Genomic DNA, 15,530 nt, shown 5'->3' on the forward strand with positions numbered 1-15,530 from the left:
CGCGCCCGATCGGTCGGCTTCTGGCCGTCGTCCTCCGGACCACCGGCGAACTGCTGAATCTCACGCTGAACCCGGCGGCCGGAGTATCGGCAAACAAGGCCGAGGTAGGGAACAATGCGGGTGTGAGCAGCGACGAGATCGTACCCAGCGAACGCACCGAAAATCCGGCCGGGCGGGCCGCGGCGCGGTTCCGGGCCGTGCCGTCCGCACCACCGGCCGTGACCACCTCGGCCGAGCCCGCGGGCGAAGCACTGCCCGACGACCGCTACTTCAACCGGGAACTTTCCTGGCAGGACTTCAACGCCCGGGTACTCGCGCTGGCCGAAGATCCCTTCGAACCCCTGCTCGAGCGCGCGAAGTTCCTCGCCATCTTCGCGTCCAATTTGGACGAGTTCTACATGGTCCGGGTGGCCGGGCTGAAACGCCGTGACGAGACCGGGCTCCCGGTCCGCAGCGCGGACGGGCTGACCCCGCGCGAACAGCTGGCCTACATCGCCAAGCGCAACCAGGATCTGGTCGAGCGGCACGCCCTGGCCTTCGAGGAGCACGTCCGCCCCGAACTCGCCGAACACGACATCCACATCGTCACCTGGACGGACCTGGCGGACGAGGACCAGCAGCGGCTGTCCACCTACTTCATCGAGCAGATCTTCCCGGTGCTCACCCCGCTCGCGGTGGACCCGGCGCACCCGTTCCCCTACATCTCCGGGCTTTCCCTCAACCTCGCGGTCACCGTGCGGGACCCGGAGGGCGCCACCGAACGCTTCGCCAGGGTCAAGGTGCCCAACAACGTGCCGCGGCTGATCCGGGTCGAGCAGCGGCGGGAGAACCGCACGGCGACCTTCCTGCCGCTGGAGGAACTGATCGCCGCGCATCTGGGCGATCTGTTCACCGGGATGGAGGTCATCGAGCACCACGTGTTCCGCGTGACCCGCAACGCGGACTTCGAAGTCGACGAGGACCGTGACGAAGATCTGTTACAGGCGCTGGAACGCGAGCTCGCGCAGCGCCGGTTCGGGCCACCGGTGCGCCTGGAGATCGCGCAGGACATGACCGAGCACGTCCTCGATCTGCTGCTGCGCGAACTGGAGGTGGACCCGCACGACGTGGTCGAGGTGCCGGGCCTGCTGGATCTGACCTGCCTGCACCAGTTGTCCGCTTTGGACCGCAAAGAGCTCAAGGACCGCCCTTTCGTCCCGGGCACCCATCCGGCCTTCGGTGAGCACGAGACGCCCAAGAGCGTGTTCGCCACGCTGCGGGAGGGCGACGTGCTCGTGCACCACCCGTACGACTCGTTCTCCACCAGCGTGCAGCGGTTCATCGAACAGGCCGCGCACGACGAGAAGGTGCTGGCGATCAAGCAAACCCTCTACCGCACCTCCGGCGACTCGCCCATCGTGGACGCGCTGATCGACGCGGCCGAGGCGGGCAAGCAGGTGGTGGCGCTGGTGGAGATCAAGGCCCGCTTCGACGAGCAGGCCAACATCACCTGGGCACGGACGCTGGAGCGCGCCGGGGTGCACGTGGTGTACGGCCTGGTGGGCCTGAAGACGCACTGCAAGATCGCCATGGTGGTGCGCCAGGAGGGCTCGACGATCCGGCGTTACTGCCACATCGGCACCGGCAACTACAACCCGAAGACCGCGCGCCTGTACGAAGACCTCGGGCTGCTCACCGCCGACCCCGCGATCGGCGCCGACCTGACCGACCTGTTCAACGTGCTGACCGGGTACTCGCGGCAGCAGACCTACCGCAACATCCTCACCTCGCCCGGCGGAATCCGGCGAGGCATCCTGCGGCTGATCTCCGAGGAGATCGACCGCAAGCACGCCGGTGAGGACGCGGGGATCCGCGTCAAATGCAACTCGCTGGTCGACGAGCAGGTCATCGACGCGCTTTACCGCGCGTCCCGGCACGGCGTACCGGTCGAAGTGGTGGTCCGCGGTATTTGCGCACTCAAACCCGGAGTGCCGGGATTGAGCGAGAACATCTCGGTCCGGTCCATTCTGGGCCGGTTCCTGGAGCATTCGCGGATCTTCCATTTCCGGGCCGGCGGCACGCACTGGATCGGCAGCGCGGACATGATGCACCGGAATCTGGACCGCCGCATCGAGGCGCTGGTGTCGGTGAAGGGCCCGAAACTCACCACGCGGCTGGACGAAATGCTGGACTCCGCGCTGCATCCGGAAACCCGCTGCTGGGTGCTCACCGCCGCCGGCGAGTGGACGCCCTCGCCCGCCGAGGGCTCGAAGGTGCGCGACCACCAGGTCGAGATGATCAGGCTGCACGGAGCGGAAGGGTGAGCGAACGGCCGCCACGCGAGATCAGGGCGGCCGGCGCGGTCCTGTGGCGAAAAGCCTCGCGGGAGCCGCGGATCGCGGTCGTGCACCGGCCGCGGTACGACGACTGGTCGCTGCCCAAGGGCAAGCTGGACTCCGGGGAGACCGTGCCGGCCGCGGCGATCCGTGAGCTGGCGGAGGAGACCGGTTTCCGCGCCGTGCTCGGCAGGCGGCTGCGGACGGTCCGGTATCCGGTGGCCGCCGGGACGAAGACGGTCGAGTACTTCAGCGCACAGGCCGTCGAGGGCGCTTTTCACCCGAACGACGAAGTCGACGAGTTGCGCTGGCTCTCCCCGGAGGATGCAAAGGATCTGCTCAGCTATCGGGCGGACGTCGATGTGCTGCGCGCGTTCACGGCCCTGCCCGCGTCGCTGGGCACGCTTCTCCTCGTCCGGCATGCGAAGGCCGGCAAGCGGTCCGAGTGGGCCGGAGAAGACGACCTGAGGCCGCTTTCGCCCGCCGGGCGGCGCCAGGCGGAAGCGGTGCGGAAGCTGGCGCCGTTGTTCGGGGTGGACCGGGTGTTCTCCGCGCCACCCTCGCGGTGCTGGGAGACGGTTGAAGGCGCCGCGGCGGACCTCGGTGTGGAGATCGGTGTCGAACGCCTGCTGTCCGAGGAAGGCTACTGGCCGGCGCGGGCGCGGGGACTGTCCCGCCTGCTCACGATCGTTTCCGGCGACTGCCGTCCGCTGGTGTGCAGCCAGGGCGGGGTCATTCCGGACGTGGTGGCCACGGTCGCCGAGCACACCGGCGTGGCACTGCCGCTGAACGGGAACGGACAGGTGCCGTGCAAGAAGGGCTCGGTGTGGATGTTGTCCTTCCACCCCACCGGATCCGACGGCCGCCCCGTGCTCGCCGCCGCGGACTACTACCCCACCGCGCTGCCCGCTCCCCAGCCCGCGCACGCCTGAGAACCCCACGAACACGCGGCAGGGCCCGCACTTCACACGAAAGTGCGGGCCCTTGCCGTCGTTCCAGCGTTACTTCTTCCTGCGGGCGGCGGTGGTCTTCTTCGCCGCCGTCGTCTTGGTCGCCGCGGTCTTCGCCGCGGTGGCCTTCGGCGCCGCCGCCTTGGTGGCGGCCGGCTTCTTCGCCGCGGTGGTCTTGGCCGGGGTCTTCGGCGCCGCCGTCTTGGTGGCGGCCGCGGTGGTGCGGGCACGGGTGGTGGTGCTGCGGGTCGCCGTCGGGCGGGTCGCGGTCGCCCGGGAAGTGGTGGCCCGCGAGGCGGTGGTGCCCGTGGCACGGGTGGACGCCGTGCTCGCCCGCTTGACCGCGGTGGCCTTCGGCAGCTTCTTGGCGCCGCTGATGACATCCTTGAACGTGGTGCCGGCGCGGAAGGCGGGCACGTTCGTCTTCTTCACCTTCACCGTCTCACCGGTGCGCGGGTTGCGCGCGGTGCGGGCGGCACGGGCGCGCTTCTCGAACACACCGAAGCCGGTGATGTTCACCTTCTCGCCCTTGTTCACGGTGCGGATGATGATGTCGACGAGACCGTCGACGGCCTCCGACGCAACCTTCTTGTCGCCCAAACGCTCCGAGAGCGCCTCGATCAGCTGGGCCTTGTTGGCCATTCCAGTCCTCCATGAAGAACTACCTGTCATACGGCCACAACGGCCGACTTGCGCACACGGTATTACCAAACCACCGGAAATTCCAAACGGCACGCGGAATTTTTTCGCACCCGAGAGTGGTTTCCGCCTCTTGAGCGACCCTCCAGGGGGCTCCGCGTGCCGTCCGGCGTGCTCTCGCCCGGCCCGCCATTCCCTTGCTGAGCAGGGAATCTTCGCTACGAGACCGGCTGCGGCGTGGTCACCGGCTTCCAGTTGGGACGCCCGGACTCGAACTTGTCGATCTCCTCGGCGTGTCGCAGGGTCAGGGCGATGTCGTCGAGGCCCTCGAGCAACCGCCAGCGGGTGTAGTCGTCGATGGTGAAGGGGGCGGTGAAGTCCTTGGCTCGCACGGTCTTCTCCTCGAGGTCCACGATGACCTCCGTGCCGGGCCCGTTGTCCAGGATCTTCCACAACTGCTCGACGTCGGCCTGCTCGCACTGGGCGGCCAGCAGACCCTGCTTGCCCGCGTTACCACGGAAGATGTCGGCGAACCGGGACGAGATGACCACCCGGAACCCGTAGTTCATCAGTGCCCAGACAGCATGTTCGCGCGACGAGCCGGTGCCGAAGTCCGGCCCGGCGACCAGCACGCTGCCCGCCTTGAAGGGCTCCTGGTTGAGCACGAAGTTCTCGTCCGCGCGCCAGGCGGCGAACAGCCCGTCCTCGAAACCGGTGCGGCTGACCCGCTTCAGGTAGACGGCCGGGATGATCTGGTCAGTGTCCACGTTGGACCTGCGCAGCGGCACCCCGATGCCGGTGTGGCTGGTGAACGGCTCCATCTGGTCGGCTCCTTGTCGATAGGTCTCGTACGGTCAGTGGTCGGACCCGGCGGGCAGGTCCTCAGCGTCAACGGTCGGACCCTGCAAGCAGGTCCTCAACGTCAACGGTCGGACCCTGCAAGCAGGTCCTCCGGCGAGGACAGCGTGCCCCGCACCGCGGTCGCGGCGGCCACCAACGGGGAAACCAGGTGCGTGCGGCCCCCCTTGCCCTGCCTGCCCTCGAAGTTCCGGTTGGAGGTGGACGCGCTGCGCTCGCCCGGCTTGAGCTGATCCGGGTTCATGCCAAGGCACATCGAGCAGCCCGCCTGCCGCCACTCCGCGCCCGCGTCCAGGAACACCCTGTCCAGCCCCTCGGCTTCGGCGGCCTGCCGCACCCGCATCGAGCCCGGCACCACCAGCATCCGCACGTCGGCGGCCACCTTGCGGCCCTGCAGCACCTCCGCGGCGGCCCGGAGGTCCTCGATCCGGCCATTGGTACACGAGCCGAGGAACACCGTGTCCACGGCGATCTCCCGCAGCGGGGTGCCCGGCTCAAGATCCATATAGGACAGGGCCTTCTCGGCGGCGAAGCGCTCGGTCTCGTCGGCGATCGCGGCCGGGTCCGGCACCGACTCCGACAGCGGCAGGCCCTGGCCCGGGTTGGTGCCCCAGGTGACGAACGGGGTCAGCTCGCTCGCGTCGAGGTGCACCTCGACGTCGAACACCGCGCCCTCGTCGGTGCGCAACTCGCGCCACGCGGCCACCGCGGCGTCCCAGTCGGCGCCCCTGGGGGCGTGCGGACGACCCTCGAGGTAGGTGAAGGTGGTCTCGTCCGGGGCGATCATCCCGGCGCGCGCGCCCGCTTCGATCGACATGTTGCAGATGGTCATGCGGGCTTCCATGGACAGCGCTTCGATCGCGCTGCCCCGGTACTCCAGCACGTAGCCCTGACCGCCACCGGTGCCGATCTTCGCGATGACCGCGAGGATGACGTCCTTGGCGGTGACGCCGGGCCGCAGCTTTCCGTCGACGTTGATCGCCATCGTCTTGAATGGACGCAGCGGCAGGGTCTGGGTGGCGAGCACGTGCTCCACCTCGGAGGTGCCGATGCCGAAGGCCATCGCGCCGAACGCGCCGTGCGTGGAGGTGTGGCTGTCCCCGCACACCACGGTCATTCCCGGCTGGGTCAGGCCGAGCTGCGGTCCGATCACGTGCACGATGCCCTGTTCGGCATCGCCCATCGGGTGCAGCCGGATGCCGAACTCCTTGCAGTTGCGGCGAAGCGTGTCGACCTGCGTGCGGGAAACCGGGTCGGCGATGGGCAGCTCGATGTCGACGGTCGGGACGTTGTGGTCCTCGGTGGCGATGGTGAGATCCGGCCGCCGGACCTGCCGGCCCGCCAGCCGCAGCCCGTCGAATGCCTGCGGGCTGGTCACTTCGTGCACCAGGTGCAGGTCGATGTAGAGCAGGTCGGGCTCCGCACCTTCGCCACGGCGCACCGTGTGCGCCTCCCACACCTTCTCGGCCAGCGTGCGGGCCCGGGTGGTGGTCATCTGCGCTCCTCCCACGAGGTTTGGTTGGGAAGCAAAGAACTCGTCACACTTCGAGTCCGGCGGTTCCCAGATTGTGGACTTCCCATGATTCGGGAAGATAGTATCGCGTCGTGGGACAGCATAGCTCTTCTCAACAGCACAGCGGTATCGGCGTTCTCGACAAGGCGGTGGCCGTGCTGCAGGCCGTCGCCGAGGATCCTTGCGGGCTGGCCGAACTGTGCAGCAGGACCGGACTGCCGCGAGCCACCGCGCACCGCCTCGCGGTCGGTCTCGAGGTGCACCGGTTGCTGCGCCGCGGACCGGACGGCCGGTGGCGGCCGGGCACCGCGCTGGGCGAACTCGCCGGCGGCACCACCGATCCACTGCTCGACGCCGCGAGTTCGATCCTGCCGAAACTTCGTGACATCACTGGGGAAAGTGTCCAGCTCTACCGTCGCGACGGCGTGCAGCGCGTCTGCGTGTCCGCCTCGGAGCCGGCCAGTGGTCTGCGGGACACCGTTCCGGTGGGCACACGGCTGCCGATGACCGCCGGTTCAGGCGCCAAAGTTCTGGCCGCGTGGGCGGATCCGCACACCCAGCGCGCGATCCTCGCCGACGCGGTGTTCGGCGAGCGGACGCTGCTGGAGGTCCGCCGGCGCGGCTGGGCGCAAAGTGTGGCCGAACGCGAGCCCGGGGTCGCCAGCGTTTCCGCGCCCGTGCGCGACTCCTCGGGCAGCATCATCGCCGCCGTCTCCGTTTCCGGCCCGGTGGAACGCATCGGGCGCAAACCCGGCGTGCGGTGGGCCGCCGACCTCCTCGCCGCCGCCGAAGCGCTCCAGGAACGCCTGTAAGAACGACCCGGATGACGTCCGGCCAACAAACAAGCCGGACACCACGTCGGCCTCCACGCGAGTCCCACACTCCCGTCACGCGAGTCCCACACTCCGGTCGCGCGTGTGCCACATTCCCGTCGTCGGCCGCCGAACTCGCGCGCGGCCAACATGGGACTCGCGCGGGTCTTGACCGGCCGGGGCGGCGAGGTGGGCTCGCGTACGGTGGAACCGTGGGCCTTCCGCCGCCGAGTTCGCGCAGCGATCGCTTGCCGTCGCCCTATTGCGAACCTCCACGGCGCCGCCCCGTGGCCCGCGTCGTCCTCGCGGTCGTCCTGATCGCCGCCGGGGTGTGGGGCGGGATCGCGCTCCACGACGCTTCGCGGCCACCGGAGTGGACCGGTCCTCCGCCGTTCGTGGTGCCGGAACTGAAGCCCGCGCCCCGTTCGGCGATCCCGGCCGTAACGCGGGTTCCCGAGGACCGGGAACCCTGGCTCACGCACCTCTCGTCGACGACGGACCTTCCGCTCCGGGCGCTGACCGCTTACGCGACCGCGGAAGTGCGGACGCGGTCGGGCACTCCGGCCTGCCACCTCGACTGGGCCACCCTCGCCGGCATCGGCAGAGCCGAATCCCGGCACGGCAACCACGGCGAGTCCAGGATCGGCACGGACGGCGTCGCTTCCCCGCCCGTGATCGGCGTCGCGCTGGACGGATCCCCCGGCCTGCGCAAGGTTTCCGACACCGATGACGGCAAGCTCGACGGAGATCCCGTGTGGGACCGCGGCGTCGGGCCGCTGCAGTTCCTGCCGCAGACGTGGCGAAGGTGGGGCGTGCACGCTTCCGGCGACGGTGCGTCCCCGGACCCGCAGAACATCGACGACGCCGCCGTGACCGCCGCGCGGTACCTGTGCGCCCAAGGCGGGAATCTCGGCACCCCGGACGGTTGGTGGAAGGCGGTGCTGGCCTACAACAACTCCGTCGGCTACGCCCAGGACGTCTTCGGCAACGCCGACGCCTACGCACGAGCACCCTGAGTACCGCGGGAGGGGACTCGCGTGCCGGGGAGCGCGTCAGTCCACGCAGTTCTGCTGGCCCGCGGTGATGGCCGGCGGCGTGTTGCTTGTGGACGATGCCGGCGCGGTGACGGCGGCCGTGTCCGCCTGGCTGACCGGCCCGGTGTATCCGGCACCGAGCAGGACCCGGAGGTGGCCCGCGCGCAGACCGGTACCGGCGGACACGGTGACGCCACTGCCCAGATACTGCGCCACCTTCTCCGCTTCGGCACGCTCACCGCCGGCGTAGCTCACGACGGTGGAACCCCGTGCGGCGACGTTGCCCGCAGTCCCGGCCGTGTACCCGTGGGCGGCCAGGTCCTGCATCAGCCGGGCGGCGAGGCCGGTGATCCCCGTACCGTTGTCCACATCGATCGTCACCCGCGCCGGACCCCGCAGTTCAAGACCGGGGGAAACCGGTGAGGAGGACGGGTCGGGACCCGACGGCGCGGACGGGCCGGCCACGGCCGAGACCAACTTCTTGATCTGTGCGGGGTCCACCTCGATCGAATCGCCATCGGGGGTCTTGTAGTCCACATCGACCACCGGGATGGTCTCGAACTGGATCCGGCCCGCGCTCAGGTTCCGCATCTGCTGCGCGAAGGACAGCACATCCCAGCCCTGGTCCAGGGTGACGTTCTTCTTGACCGCGTCGATGAGCGCGTTCAGCTTTCCGGGGTTGGCCAGGGTGCCCGCGGAGAGCACGGTGCGCGCCATCCCGGCCATGAACGCCTGCTGCCGCTTGATCCGGTCCAGGTCGCCACCCGTCAGGCCGTGTCGCTGCCGCACGAAGGCCAGCGCCTGCGCGCCGGCGACGGTCTGGGGCCCGGCCGGGAACTTCGCACCGGAGAACGAATCGTCGACCGCCTCCTTGAGGCAGACGGGAACCCCGCCGACCGCCTCACTGATGTCGTAGAAACCGACCAGGTTCACCGAGGCGAAGTGGTTGACGGTGAGCCCGGTGAGCTGCTCCACGGTCTGGATCGCGTTCTTGGCCCCGGCTTGGGCGGCCTGCACGTTGAGCTGTGCCCCGTCGATTCCCTGCGCGCGCAGGCGGTTCGCCGCGGCCACCTGGGCGAAGGTGTAGGCGGAATTGATCTTGTGCATGCCGTAGCCGCCCGCCAACCTGACGTAGGCGTCACGGGGAATCGAAAAGGCGACCGCGCCCTGGCCACCGGCCGGGATGTGGATGAGGATCATGGTGTCCGTGTTGTCCCCGCCGTCCGAGGACTCCCCCGCGTGCAGCTGGTCCAGAATGGACTGGGGCAGCGGGTTGCCCTGGGCGTCGGTCCGGGTGTCCAAACCGACCAGCAGGATGTTCTGCTCGTCCGCGGCGCCGACCGAGGACACGCCGGGATCGATGACGTCGGCGGTGGACAGGCCGCTCAGCCGGTTCAACTGCACCCAGCCGAGGCCGGTGCTGCCCAGAACGAGCGCGGAGACCAGGCCGGCCAGGACCCGCCCCGCGACACGTGACACTCCCACGGGACCAGTCAAACATCCCCGGTATTCGGATCCGGTGAAGAATTCGGGTAGAACAGATGTTCGATCTTGGGGTATGGTGGCGGTGTGGCGGGACTGCAGGGGTCACTGTTCGGGGCGACCGAGACGGTCGCGCTGGGCCCGCTCGACGCCGTGCGGCGCACGCCGTTGAGCGAGGGCGCGTGGATCGACCTGCTGCCAGGCTGGCTGACCGGGGCGGACGTGCTGTTCGAGCGGCTGGCCGAGCAGGTTCCGTGGCACGCCGAGCGGCGGCGGATGTACGACAGGGTGGTCGACGTGCCGCGGCTGCTGTGCTTCTACGACGAGCGCGATCCGCTGCCCGATCCCGTCCTGGAGGAGGCGCGCTCCGCGTTGAGCCGGCACTACCGGGGTGAGCTGCGGGAGCCGTTCGTGACGGCCGGGTTGTGTTTCTATCGCGACGGGCGGGACAGCGTGGCCTGGCACGGCGACACGATCGGCCGGGGCGCCGAGGAGGACACCATGGTCGCCATTTTGTCCATCGGCACGCCGCGGAACCTGCTGCTACGCCCCCGCAAGGGCGGCCGGACGGTCCGGCAACTGCTCGGGCCCGGGGACCTGATCGTGATGGGCGGCTCCTGCCAGCGCACCTGGGAGCACGCCATCCCGAAGACGGCCAGACCGGTCGGTCCCCGGATCAGCATCCAGTTCCGCCCGCACAACGTACGCTGAGAGAAAGGGGAGGCGCGGCGGTCAAACCGACCACCGAGCGCACCAGGCCGAAGCCCCCACGAGAACACGGGAGCGGGCCGAAGATCCATCTACACGTCCACACCCGCGCGCAGGCGCGAGAACCACAGTACGCCGAGCGAAACGCAACGCGCGGCCCCCAAACCGACCACCGAACGCACCAGGCCGAAGACCCCACGACAACACGGAACCAAACCCAAGATCCGCCTACACGTCCACGCCCGCGCACGCCGCGAAAACCACCGTGCGCTGAGCCCTGCCTAACTCCGCGCCCACTTCTCGCTGACGGTCGCCCATTCGTGGTCCCACCGCCGGACCCGGCGCCGGTCGAGGACCAACCGGGCGGTCCAGTACACGGCCGCCAGCCCCAGTCCCATGACCAGCCAGCCGAACACGCCCGCGAGCACCCCGGTGGTCGTGACGTCCGAATCGCTCAGCGGCGGCGGAGCCGGGTCACCGGAGTCGGTGAGCCAGATCGGGACCGGGGTGCCGGCCGCGGTGCCGGGATCCGCCGCGATGATGCCGACCCGCTCGGCTCCCCCCGCGATGGTCCACCGGGCGTGCACCCCGGCGGCGTTGTTGCCGGCGAAGGCACCGTCGGTGGAGGGCGTCGGCGCGTTCTCGAGCAGCGTCGCGACGGCGAGGTGGCGGGAGGCCCGCTGCTGCGCGGACACCGCGGCCTGTCCATGGTAGGTGCCGACGCCGATCAGCACGGCCAGCGGCAGCGCGACGACCAGCCCGAGCATGACGACGAGCAGCAGCACGCCCTCGACCCGGTCAGAGGTTCTGGCCAACGGGTTTGAACCAAGGTGGATACGGCGCCAGAATCGGGCAAGGCGCCCGAATGGTCCGTTCACGATCTTCCGTCCCCCTTTCTCGTGGACATGGTGGACATGGTGGACACGACGAACACGACGAACACTGTGCCGATACCCACTTTGCCGTGCCGGTACCCGAATTGGCTCGCGAACGAGACCAAAGCCGCTGTGAGCTGCCCGTCACAGCCGGAAAAGATCAGCACACTGCCCTTCTATGCTGGGCCCTTCTATGCTGGCATGGCCGGTGCGGATCCGACATCATCCGAACGAATGGGGCGGGGTCACGTTCCGTGCTGGCCGCCCGGGCTTCCCACCGGCCGGTATCGTCACAACCGGCCGCACCGCCGCCCGCGTCGAATTCGGGGCATGGGACCGAAAGCGCTTCGGCGACCGCCCGTCCAAGGGCTCGTTGGGCGGTCGGGCAAGGTCATGAATCTGACATCGGCAATTCGGTGTGCTTGACTGGTTCGATGGATTTCGAGTCGGTGGCGGACGAACTGTTCGCCGGGGCGCGAGAGGAGTTCACCACGCTCCGCGACCAACGGGCGCGGGAGGCCCGCCCCGACGCCGAGCTCGCGAAGAAGATCGGACGGCTGCGCAAGCCGACGGTGGCGGCCTGGCTCGTCAACCAGGTGAGCCGGACGCATCCCGAGGAGATCAACCGCCTCGCGCGGCTTGGCGAGGACCTGCGGCAGGCCCACCAGAACCTCGCCGGGGCCGAGTTGCGCGCACTGTCGAAGAAACGGCACGAGCTGATCGACGTACTGAACCAGCGCGCACGATGGCTGGCGCGCAAGGCGGGCCACCCGTTCGGGGACGCGACGGCGCGCCAAATCGAGGACACCTTCGAAGCCATGGTTTCCAGCCCCGACGCCGCCGAGGCGGTCCGTGGCGCCCGGCTCAGCACGGCACTGTCCCCCGGCTCCGCGGAGGACTGGCTCACCGCCGGCACCGTCCCGATCCAAAAGCCGGTGCCGACCCAGAAGCCGGGGCCGCGCCGGAAGCCGGCGGTACCCGCGCCGGAGAAGCCCGCGACTCACACCACTCGAACGCGCGCGACGGAAAAGCGTGAACTCGAAAAGGCGCGCAGGGAAGCCAAGGAAGCGGCCCGAGAGCGCGACCGGGCCCGGCAGGCGCTGGCGAAGGCCGAACGCGAAGCGGAAAAGGCCGCGGCGGCGCTGGCCGACCTGCGCACCCGGCTGGCCGAAGCCGTCGAACTCGCGCGGGACAAACGCGCGCAAGCCGCCGGTGCCCGCAAGGCGGTCAAGGCCGCCGAGCGGGCCGTCTCGGCCGCGGAGAAGCGGCTCGAGCGGCGGTAGGGGCCACTCGTGGGGTTGTCGAGGCGGAGCAGCAGAGGATGGAGGAGCGTCCGCCGGCACCGGACTCGTCCCCTTCACCGAGCGGAAGCCGGCGGACGCGGGTGTGCGGCCGTGGATCGTCGCAACGCGGTGGTCAAGTCCGAAAAGGGAGCGGCTCGGCGCTAACCCGCGCCAGGCTGGTGGAGATCAGCGCCGGATTGCCCCCGACGTCGTTGGGGAACGGGATGTCCTTGTCCGCCACCTTGCCGCCGGCGAAGAACCCGACACCGGTCTCGAGAAAGGCGAGCGGCTGTGGGTTGTCGTCCATCAGCGCGCCCAGCGCCACCGCGTTCGTCAGCCGGAAGTCCTCAATGGACGGCTTGCCGGTCAGGAAGTTCAGGAAGTTCAGGAAGTCCCGGAGGTAGGGAATCCAGTCGCACTCGGCGGGCTGGGGTCCGGCCGAAGCGGGCACCGGGATCCGGAGCCGGACCAGGGTTTCGATCACGCCGGTCACCGGCGAGTTCGACACGACCGGTGTTTCGACTCTGCGCACACCCGCCGTGGCCGGCGAGCCGGGAAGGGCCATGAGGACTCCCTCGGCCAGTATTCCCGTCAGGGCCGCGCTCCTGCTCCGTCGCGCCGGTTCCTCCTACCGGTGAGTGGCAAAGGACGGGGAGACGGTAGCCACCGCGAGCCGGCCAGGTACAGGGCTCTTCCAGTGGACGTACACAGTGGACAGCCTCGGCCGCCAGGATTTCCGGGCGGCGCAGGCATGGCTGATCAATTTTCTGGGTACCGCTCCCGTTATGACGGCGTGGCAGGCGATCCGGCGCACGCTTTCGGCGCTCCGGGAGCGCCGCCGGGAATGGCGGGCAGCACAGGCGCCGGGGCGCCACGAACCGGCCGAATCCACCACAGGCCCCGTGCCGGACGAGACGGAACCAAGCTGGATGCGGAACTCGTGGCCGGCGCCGAGGGAGAACCGATCGCGGCGGCCGAAGGCGAGGCCGCCCGGCTCAGCACGCGGGAGCGGCCGCTCGGCGCGCCGGGGCGGCCGATGGACCGCCGCTCCCCCTTCTTCGTCGGACCGTTCGGCGCGCTGGGCGTCGGTGTCGCCTATGGCCTGTTCCAGGTGCTCGTCACCGCGAACCACGTGCTGGTCCTGATCGGGCTGTCCGCGTTTCTCGCCATCGGGCTCAATCCCGCGGTCGAATGGCTGATCAGGCGGCGTTTTCCCCGCTGGGCCGCGGTGCTGGTCGTGCTGTTCGCGGTCCTGGTCGTCGTCGGCGGGTTCATCGCCGCCGCGATCCCGCCACTGGTCAGCCAGGCCACCACGTTCGCCGGCCAGTTGCCGCGCTGGTGGCAGGACCTGCAGAACCACAGCTCCCTGCTGGGCAGGCTCAACGACCGGTTCCACCTTCAGGACCGGCTCACCTCGCTGGTGAGCGGCGACGCCGGTAGCCTGCTGCAGGGCGTCATCGGCGCCGGTCAGATCGTGCTGGGCGCGGTGGCGTCGATGGTCACGGTCGTCGTGCTCACCATCTACTTCCTCGCCGACATGCCCCGCATCCGGCGCACGATCTACCGGATGGTGCCCCATTCCCGGCGGCCCCGCGTCATCCTGATCGGCGACGAGATCTTCTCCCGGATCGGCGGGTACCTGCTCGGGAACCTGATCACGTCGCTGATCGCGGGGCTGGCCACGTTCGCGTGGACGGAAGCGACCGGGATTCCCTACCCGGTGCTGCTTTCGCTGTTCGTGGCCATCATGGACCTCATCCCGGTGGTCGGCTCGACCATCGCCGGGCTGGTGGTGACGCTGGTGGCGCTTACCGTCTCCCCGCCGCTCGCGCTGGCGACCGGCGGATACATCATCGCCTACCGCGTGGCCGAGGACCACCTGCTGGTCCCGAAGATCATCGACCGGACCGTGCGGGTGCCCGCGGTCACCACCATCGTCGCCTTCGTCGTCGGTGGCGCACTGCTCGGCGTCATCGGCGCGTTCATCGCGATTCCGGTCGCGGCCGTGATCGGCCTGCTCCTCAACGAGGTCTTCTTCCCCAAACTCGACCGCGGTTAGCGGGCGAAGATGCGGGCGATGATTCCGGTTACCACCAGCCAGAACACCGCGGCGAGACCGTAGTTCACCAGGACCGCCAGCTGGAAGTTGCCGATCGGGAACAGCCCGGGGAAGAACAGCGCCAGCGGTTCCGCCAGCGAGCGGATGAAGCCGAAGAAGGCGTTGGCCTGGTTGGCGCCGAGGAGCACCATCACGATGTAGATGGCCTCGATGAGCGCGAACAGGGCGCCGATTCCACTGATCAACCGGGCGGCCGTGAGATGGCCGGTGCCGTAGACTCGCGATCTGGTCATACCCCTGGTTTCCCATGTTCCGGGTTGGCGAAACACGGGGCCGGCTCCGGTCCGGTCCACCGGCACAGCAGCAGGCAGACGTCGTCCTCGTGCTCGTCGTCGCCGAGCATGTGGGACAGGATCAGGTCGCCCGCGTCCTCGCCGGGCAGGTTCGCGGCCGCCCGGACGGCCTCGGCGAGGCGGTCCAGACCAGCGTCGATCGGCTCGACGCGGCGCTCCACGAGTCCATCGGTGTAGAGCACCAGGCTTGCGCCGGGCGAGAGTTCGGTCTCGTACTCGGTGATCTCGAACCCGAACGGGAAGCCCAGCAGCGGCGCGGCAGGGCATTCGAGAAAGCGCGTGTCCGCGGCGCCGTTGTCGAGCAGCATCGGCAGATGTCCCGCGCTGGCCCAACGGAGGACACCGGCGGCCGGGTCGAGACCGGCCACCACCGCGGTGGCGAACAGCGGGCTTTTCCAGCCGCGCAACAGTTCGTGCGCCAGTCTCAAGGTCGCGGCGGGACCGTGGCCTTCGGTGGCATAGGCGCGCAAAGCGTTCTGCAGCTTCCCCATGATCACCGCGGCGTCCAGGCCGTGCCCGGTGACGTCCCCGACGGTCAGCGTGATCGTGCCGTCCGGGCGGGAAAACGCGTCGAACCGGTCCCCGCCGACGTGCACGCCGGTCGCGGCCGGGCGGTAACGCGCGCACAGTTCCAGCTGACCGGGCACGC

At 69.5% G+C, this 15,530-nt stretch carries 15 protein-coding genes; 7 read left to right on the forward strand and 8 right to left on the reverse strand.

The genetic code is table 11. The features are described from left to right. Positions 1-122 precede the first annotated feature (122 nt). Together VJT49_RS02795 and VJT49_RS02800 are read left to right on the forward strand one after the other, a co-directional pair. Positions 123-2,303: an RNA degradosome polyphosphate kinase gene (locus tag VJT49_RS02795; protein ID WP_414635794.1), complete on the forward strand. Its 2,181-nt coding sequence runs from the start codon at positions 123-125 to the stop codon at positions 2,301-2,303. Next, entirely contained in the window at positions 2,300-3,247 is a 948-nt protein-coding gene (locus VJT49_RS02800) for an NUDIX hydrolase (RefSeq protein ID WP_324162801.1), read from the forward strand. The genes VJT49_RS02795 and VJT49_RS02800 overlap by 4 nt, the downstream gene beginning before the upstream one ends. 69 nt (positions 3,248-3,316) lie before the next feature. Here VJT49_RS02800 and VJT49_RS02805 read toward each other — a convergent pair whose 3' ends face one another. The 3 genes from VJT49_RS02805 to leuC all read right to left on the reverse strand — a co-directional run bounded on the left by VJT49_RS02805 (position 3,317) and on the right by leuC (position 6,257). After that, positions 3,317-3,907 carry an HU family DNA-binding protein gene (locus VJT49_RS02805; RefSeq protein ID WP_324162803.1) on the reverse strand — a complete coding sequence of 197 codons (591 nt, stop codon included), beginning with the start codon at positions 3,905-3,907 and terminating at the stop codon, positions 3,317-3,319. Positions 3,908-4,122: 215 nt separating this feature from the next. Then, positions 4,123-4,725, reverse strand: coding sequence for a 3-isopropylmalate dehydratase small subunit (gene leuD / locus VJT49_RS02810; protein ID WP_324162806.1), 603 nt, complete (start codon positions 4,723-4,725; stop codon positions 4,123-4,125). Between the two features lie 101 nt (positions 4,726-4,826). After that, positions 4,827-6,257 (reverse strand): 3-isopropylmalate dehydratase large subunit, encoded by a 1,431-nt coding sequence (leuC, locus tag VJT49_RS02815; RefSeq protein WP_324162808.1) that lies wholly within the window; start codon positions 6,255-6,257, stop codon positions 4,827-4,829. A gap of 110 nt (positions 6,258-6,367) precedes the next feature. On the opposite strand from leuC, the gene VJT49_RS02820 reads away from it, so the two are divergent. Together VJT49_RS02820 and VJT49_RS02825 are read left to right on the forward strand one after the other, a co-directional pair. Further along, on the forward strand, positions 6,368-7,087 hold the full coding sequence (locus VJT49_RS02820; protein WP_324162810.1) for an IclR family transcriptional regulator: 720 nt from the start codon (positions 6,368-6,370) through the stop codon (positions 7,085-7,087). 287 nt (positions 7,088-7,374) lie between these two features. Then, positions 7,375-8,103, forward strand: a complete 729-nt coding sequence (locus tag VJT49_RS02825; protein WP_324162812.1) for a murein transglycosylase — start codon at positions 7,375-7,377, stop codon at positions 8,101-8,103. Positions 8,104-8,139: 36 nt separating this feature from the next. Here the strand turns inward: VJT49_RS02825 and VJT49_RS02830 are convergent, their stop codons facing one another. Further along, entirely contained in the window at positions 8,140-9,606 is a 1,467-nt protein-coding gene (locus tag VJT49_RS02830; RefSeq protein ID WP_324162814.1) for an LCP family protein, read from the reverse strand. A gap of 84 nt (positions 9,607-9,690) precedes the next feature. Here VJT49_RS02830 and VJT49_RS02835 point away from each other — a divergent pair, with 84 nt between their 5' ends. Further along, positions 9,691-10,314: an alpha-ketoglutarate-dependent dioxygenase AlkB gene (locus VJT49_RS02835; protein WP_324162816.1), complete on the forward strand. Its 624-nt coding sequence runs from the start codon at positions 9,691-9,693 to the stop codon at positions 10,312-10,314. A gap of 278 nt (positions 10,315-10,592) precedes the next feature. On the opposite strand, the gene VJT49_RS02840 is transcribed toward VJT49_RS02835, so the two are convergent. Next, positions 10,593-11,126 (reverse strand): hypothetical protein, encoded by a 534-nt coding sequence (locus tag VJT49_RS02840; protein ID WP_324162818.1) that lies wholly within the window; start codon positions 11,124-11,126, stop codon positions 10,593-10,595. A gap of 494 nt (positions 11,127-11,620) precedes the next feature. Between VJT49_RS02840 and VJT49_RS02845 the strand changes: the two genes are divergently transcribed. Then, positions 11,621-12,469: a hypothetical protein gene (locus tag VJT49_RS02845; protein WP_324162820.1), complete on the forward strand. Its 849-nt coding sequence runs from the start codon at positions 11,621-11,623 to the stop codon at positions 12,467-12,469. Positions 12,470-12,602: 133 nt separating this feature from the next. On the opposite strand, the gene VJT49_RS02850 is transcribed toward VJT49_RS02845, so the two are convergent. Then, positions 12,603-13,034, reverse strand: a complete 432-nt coding sequence (locus VJT49_RS02850) for a hypothetical protein (protein ID WP_324162822.1) — start codon at positions 13,032-13,034, stop codon at positions 12,603-12,605. A gap of 375 nt (positions 13,035-13,409) precedes the next feature. Here VJT49_RS02850 and VJT49_RS02855 point away from each other — a divergent pair, with 375 nt between their 5' ends. Next, positions 13,410-14,528, forward strand: a complete 1,119-nt coding sequence (locus tag VJT49_RS02855; protein ID WP_324162824.1) for an AI-2E family transporter — start codon at positions 13,410-13,412, stop codon at positions 14,526-14,528. On the opposite strand, the gene VJT49_RS02860 is transcribed toward VJT49_RS02855, so the two are convergent. Together VJT49_RS02860 and VJT49_RS02865 are read right to left on the reverse strand one after the other, a co-directional pair. Beyond that, entirely contained in the window at positions 14,525-14,821 is a 297-nt protein-coding gene (locus VJT49_RS02860; protein ID WP_324162826.1) for a hypothetical protein, read from the reverse strand. The two genes, VJT49_RS02855 and VJT49_RS02860, sit on opposite strands and share 4 nt — an antisense overlap. Then, positions 14,818-15,528: a PP2C family protein-serine/threonine phosphatase gene (locus VJT49_RS02865; protein ID WP_324162879.1), complete on the reverse strand. Its 711-nt coding sequence runs from the start codon at positions 15,526-15,528 to the stop codon at positions 14,818-14,820. Before VJT49_RS02865 ends, VJT49_RS02860 begins: the two co-directional genes overlap by 4 nt. Positions 15,529-15,530 lie beyond the last annotated feature (2 nt).

It is taken from the genome of Amycolatopsis sp., from assembly GCF_035276945.1.
In the GTDB taxonomy this organism is placed as follows: Bacteria; Actinomycetota; Actinomycetes; order Mycobacteriales; family Pseudonocardiaceae; genus Amycolatopsis_E.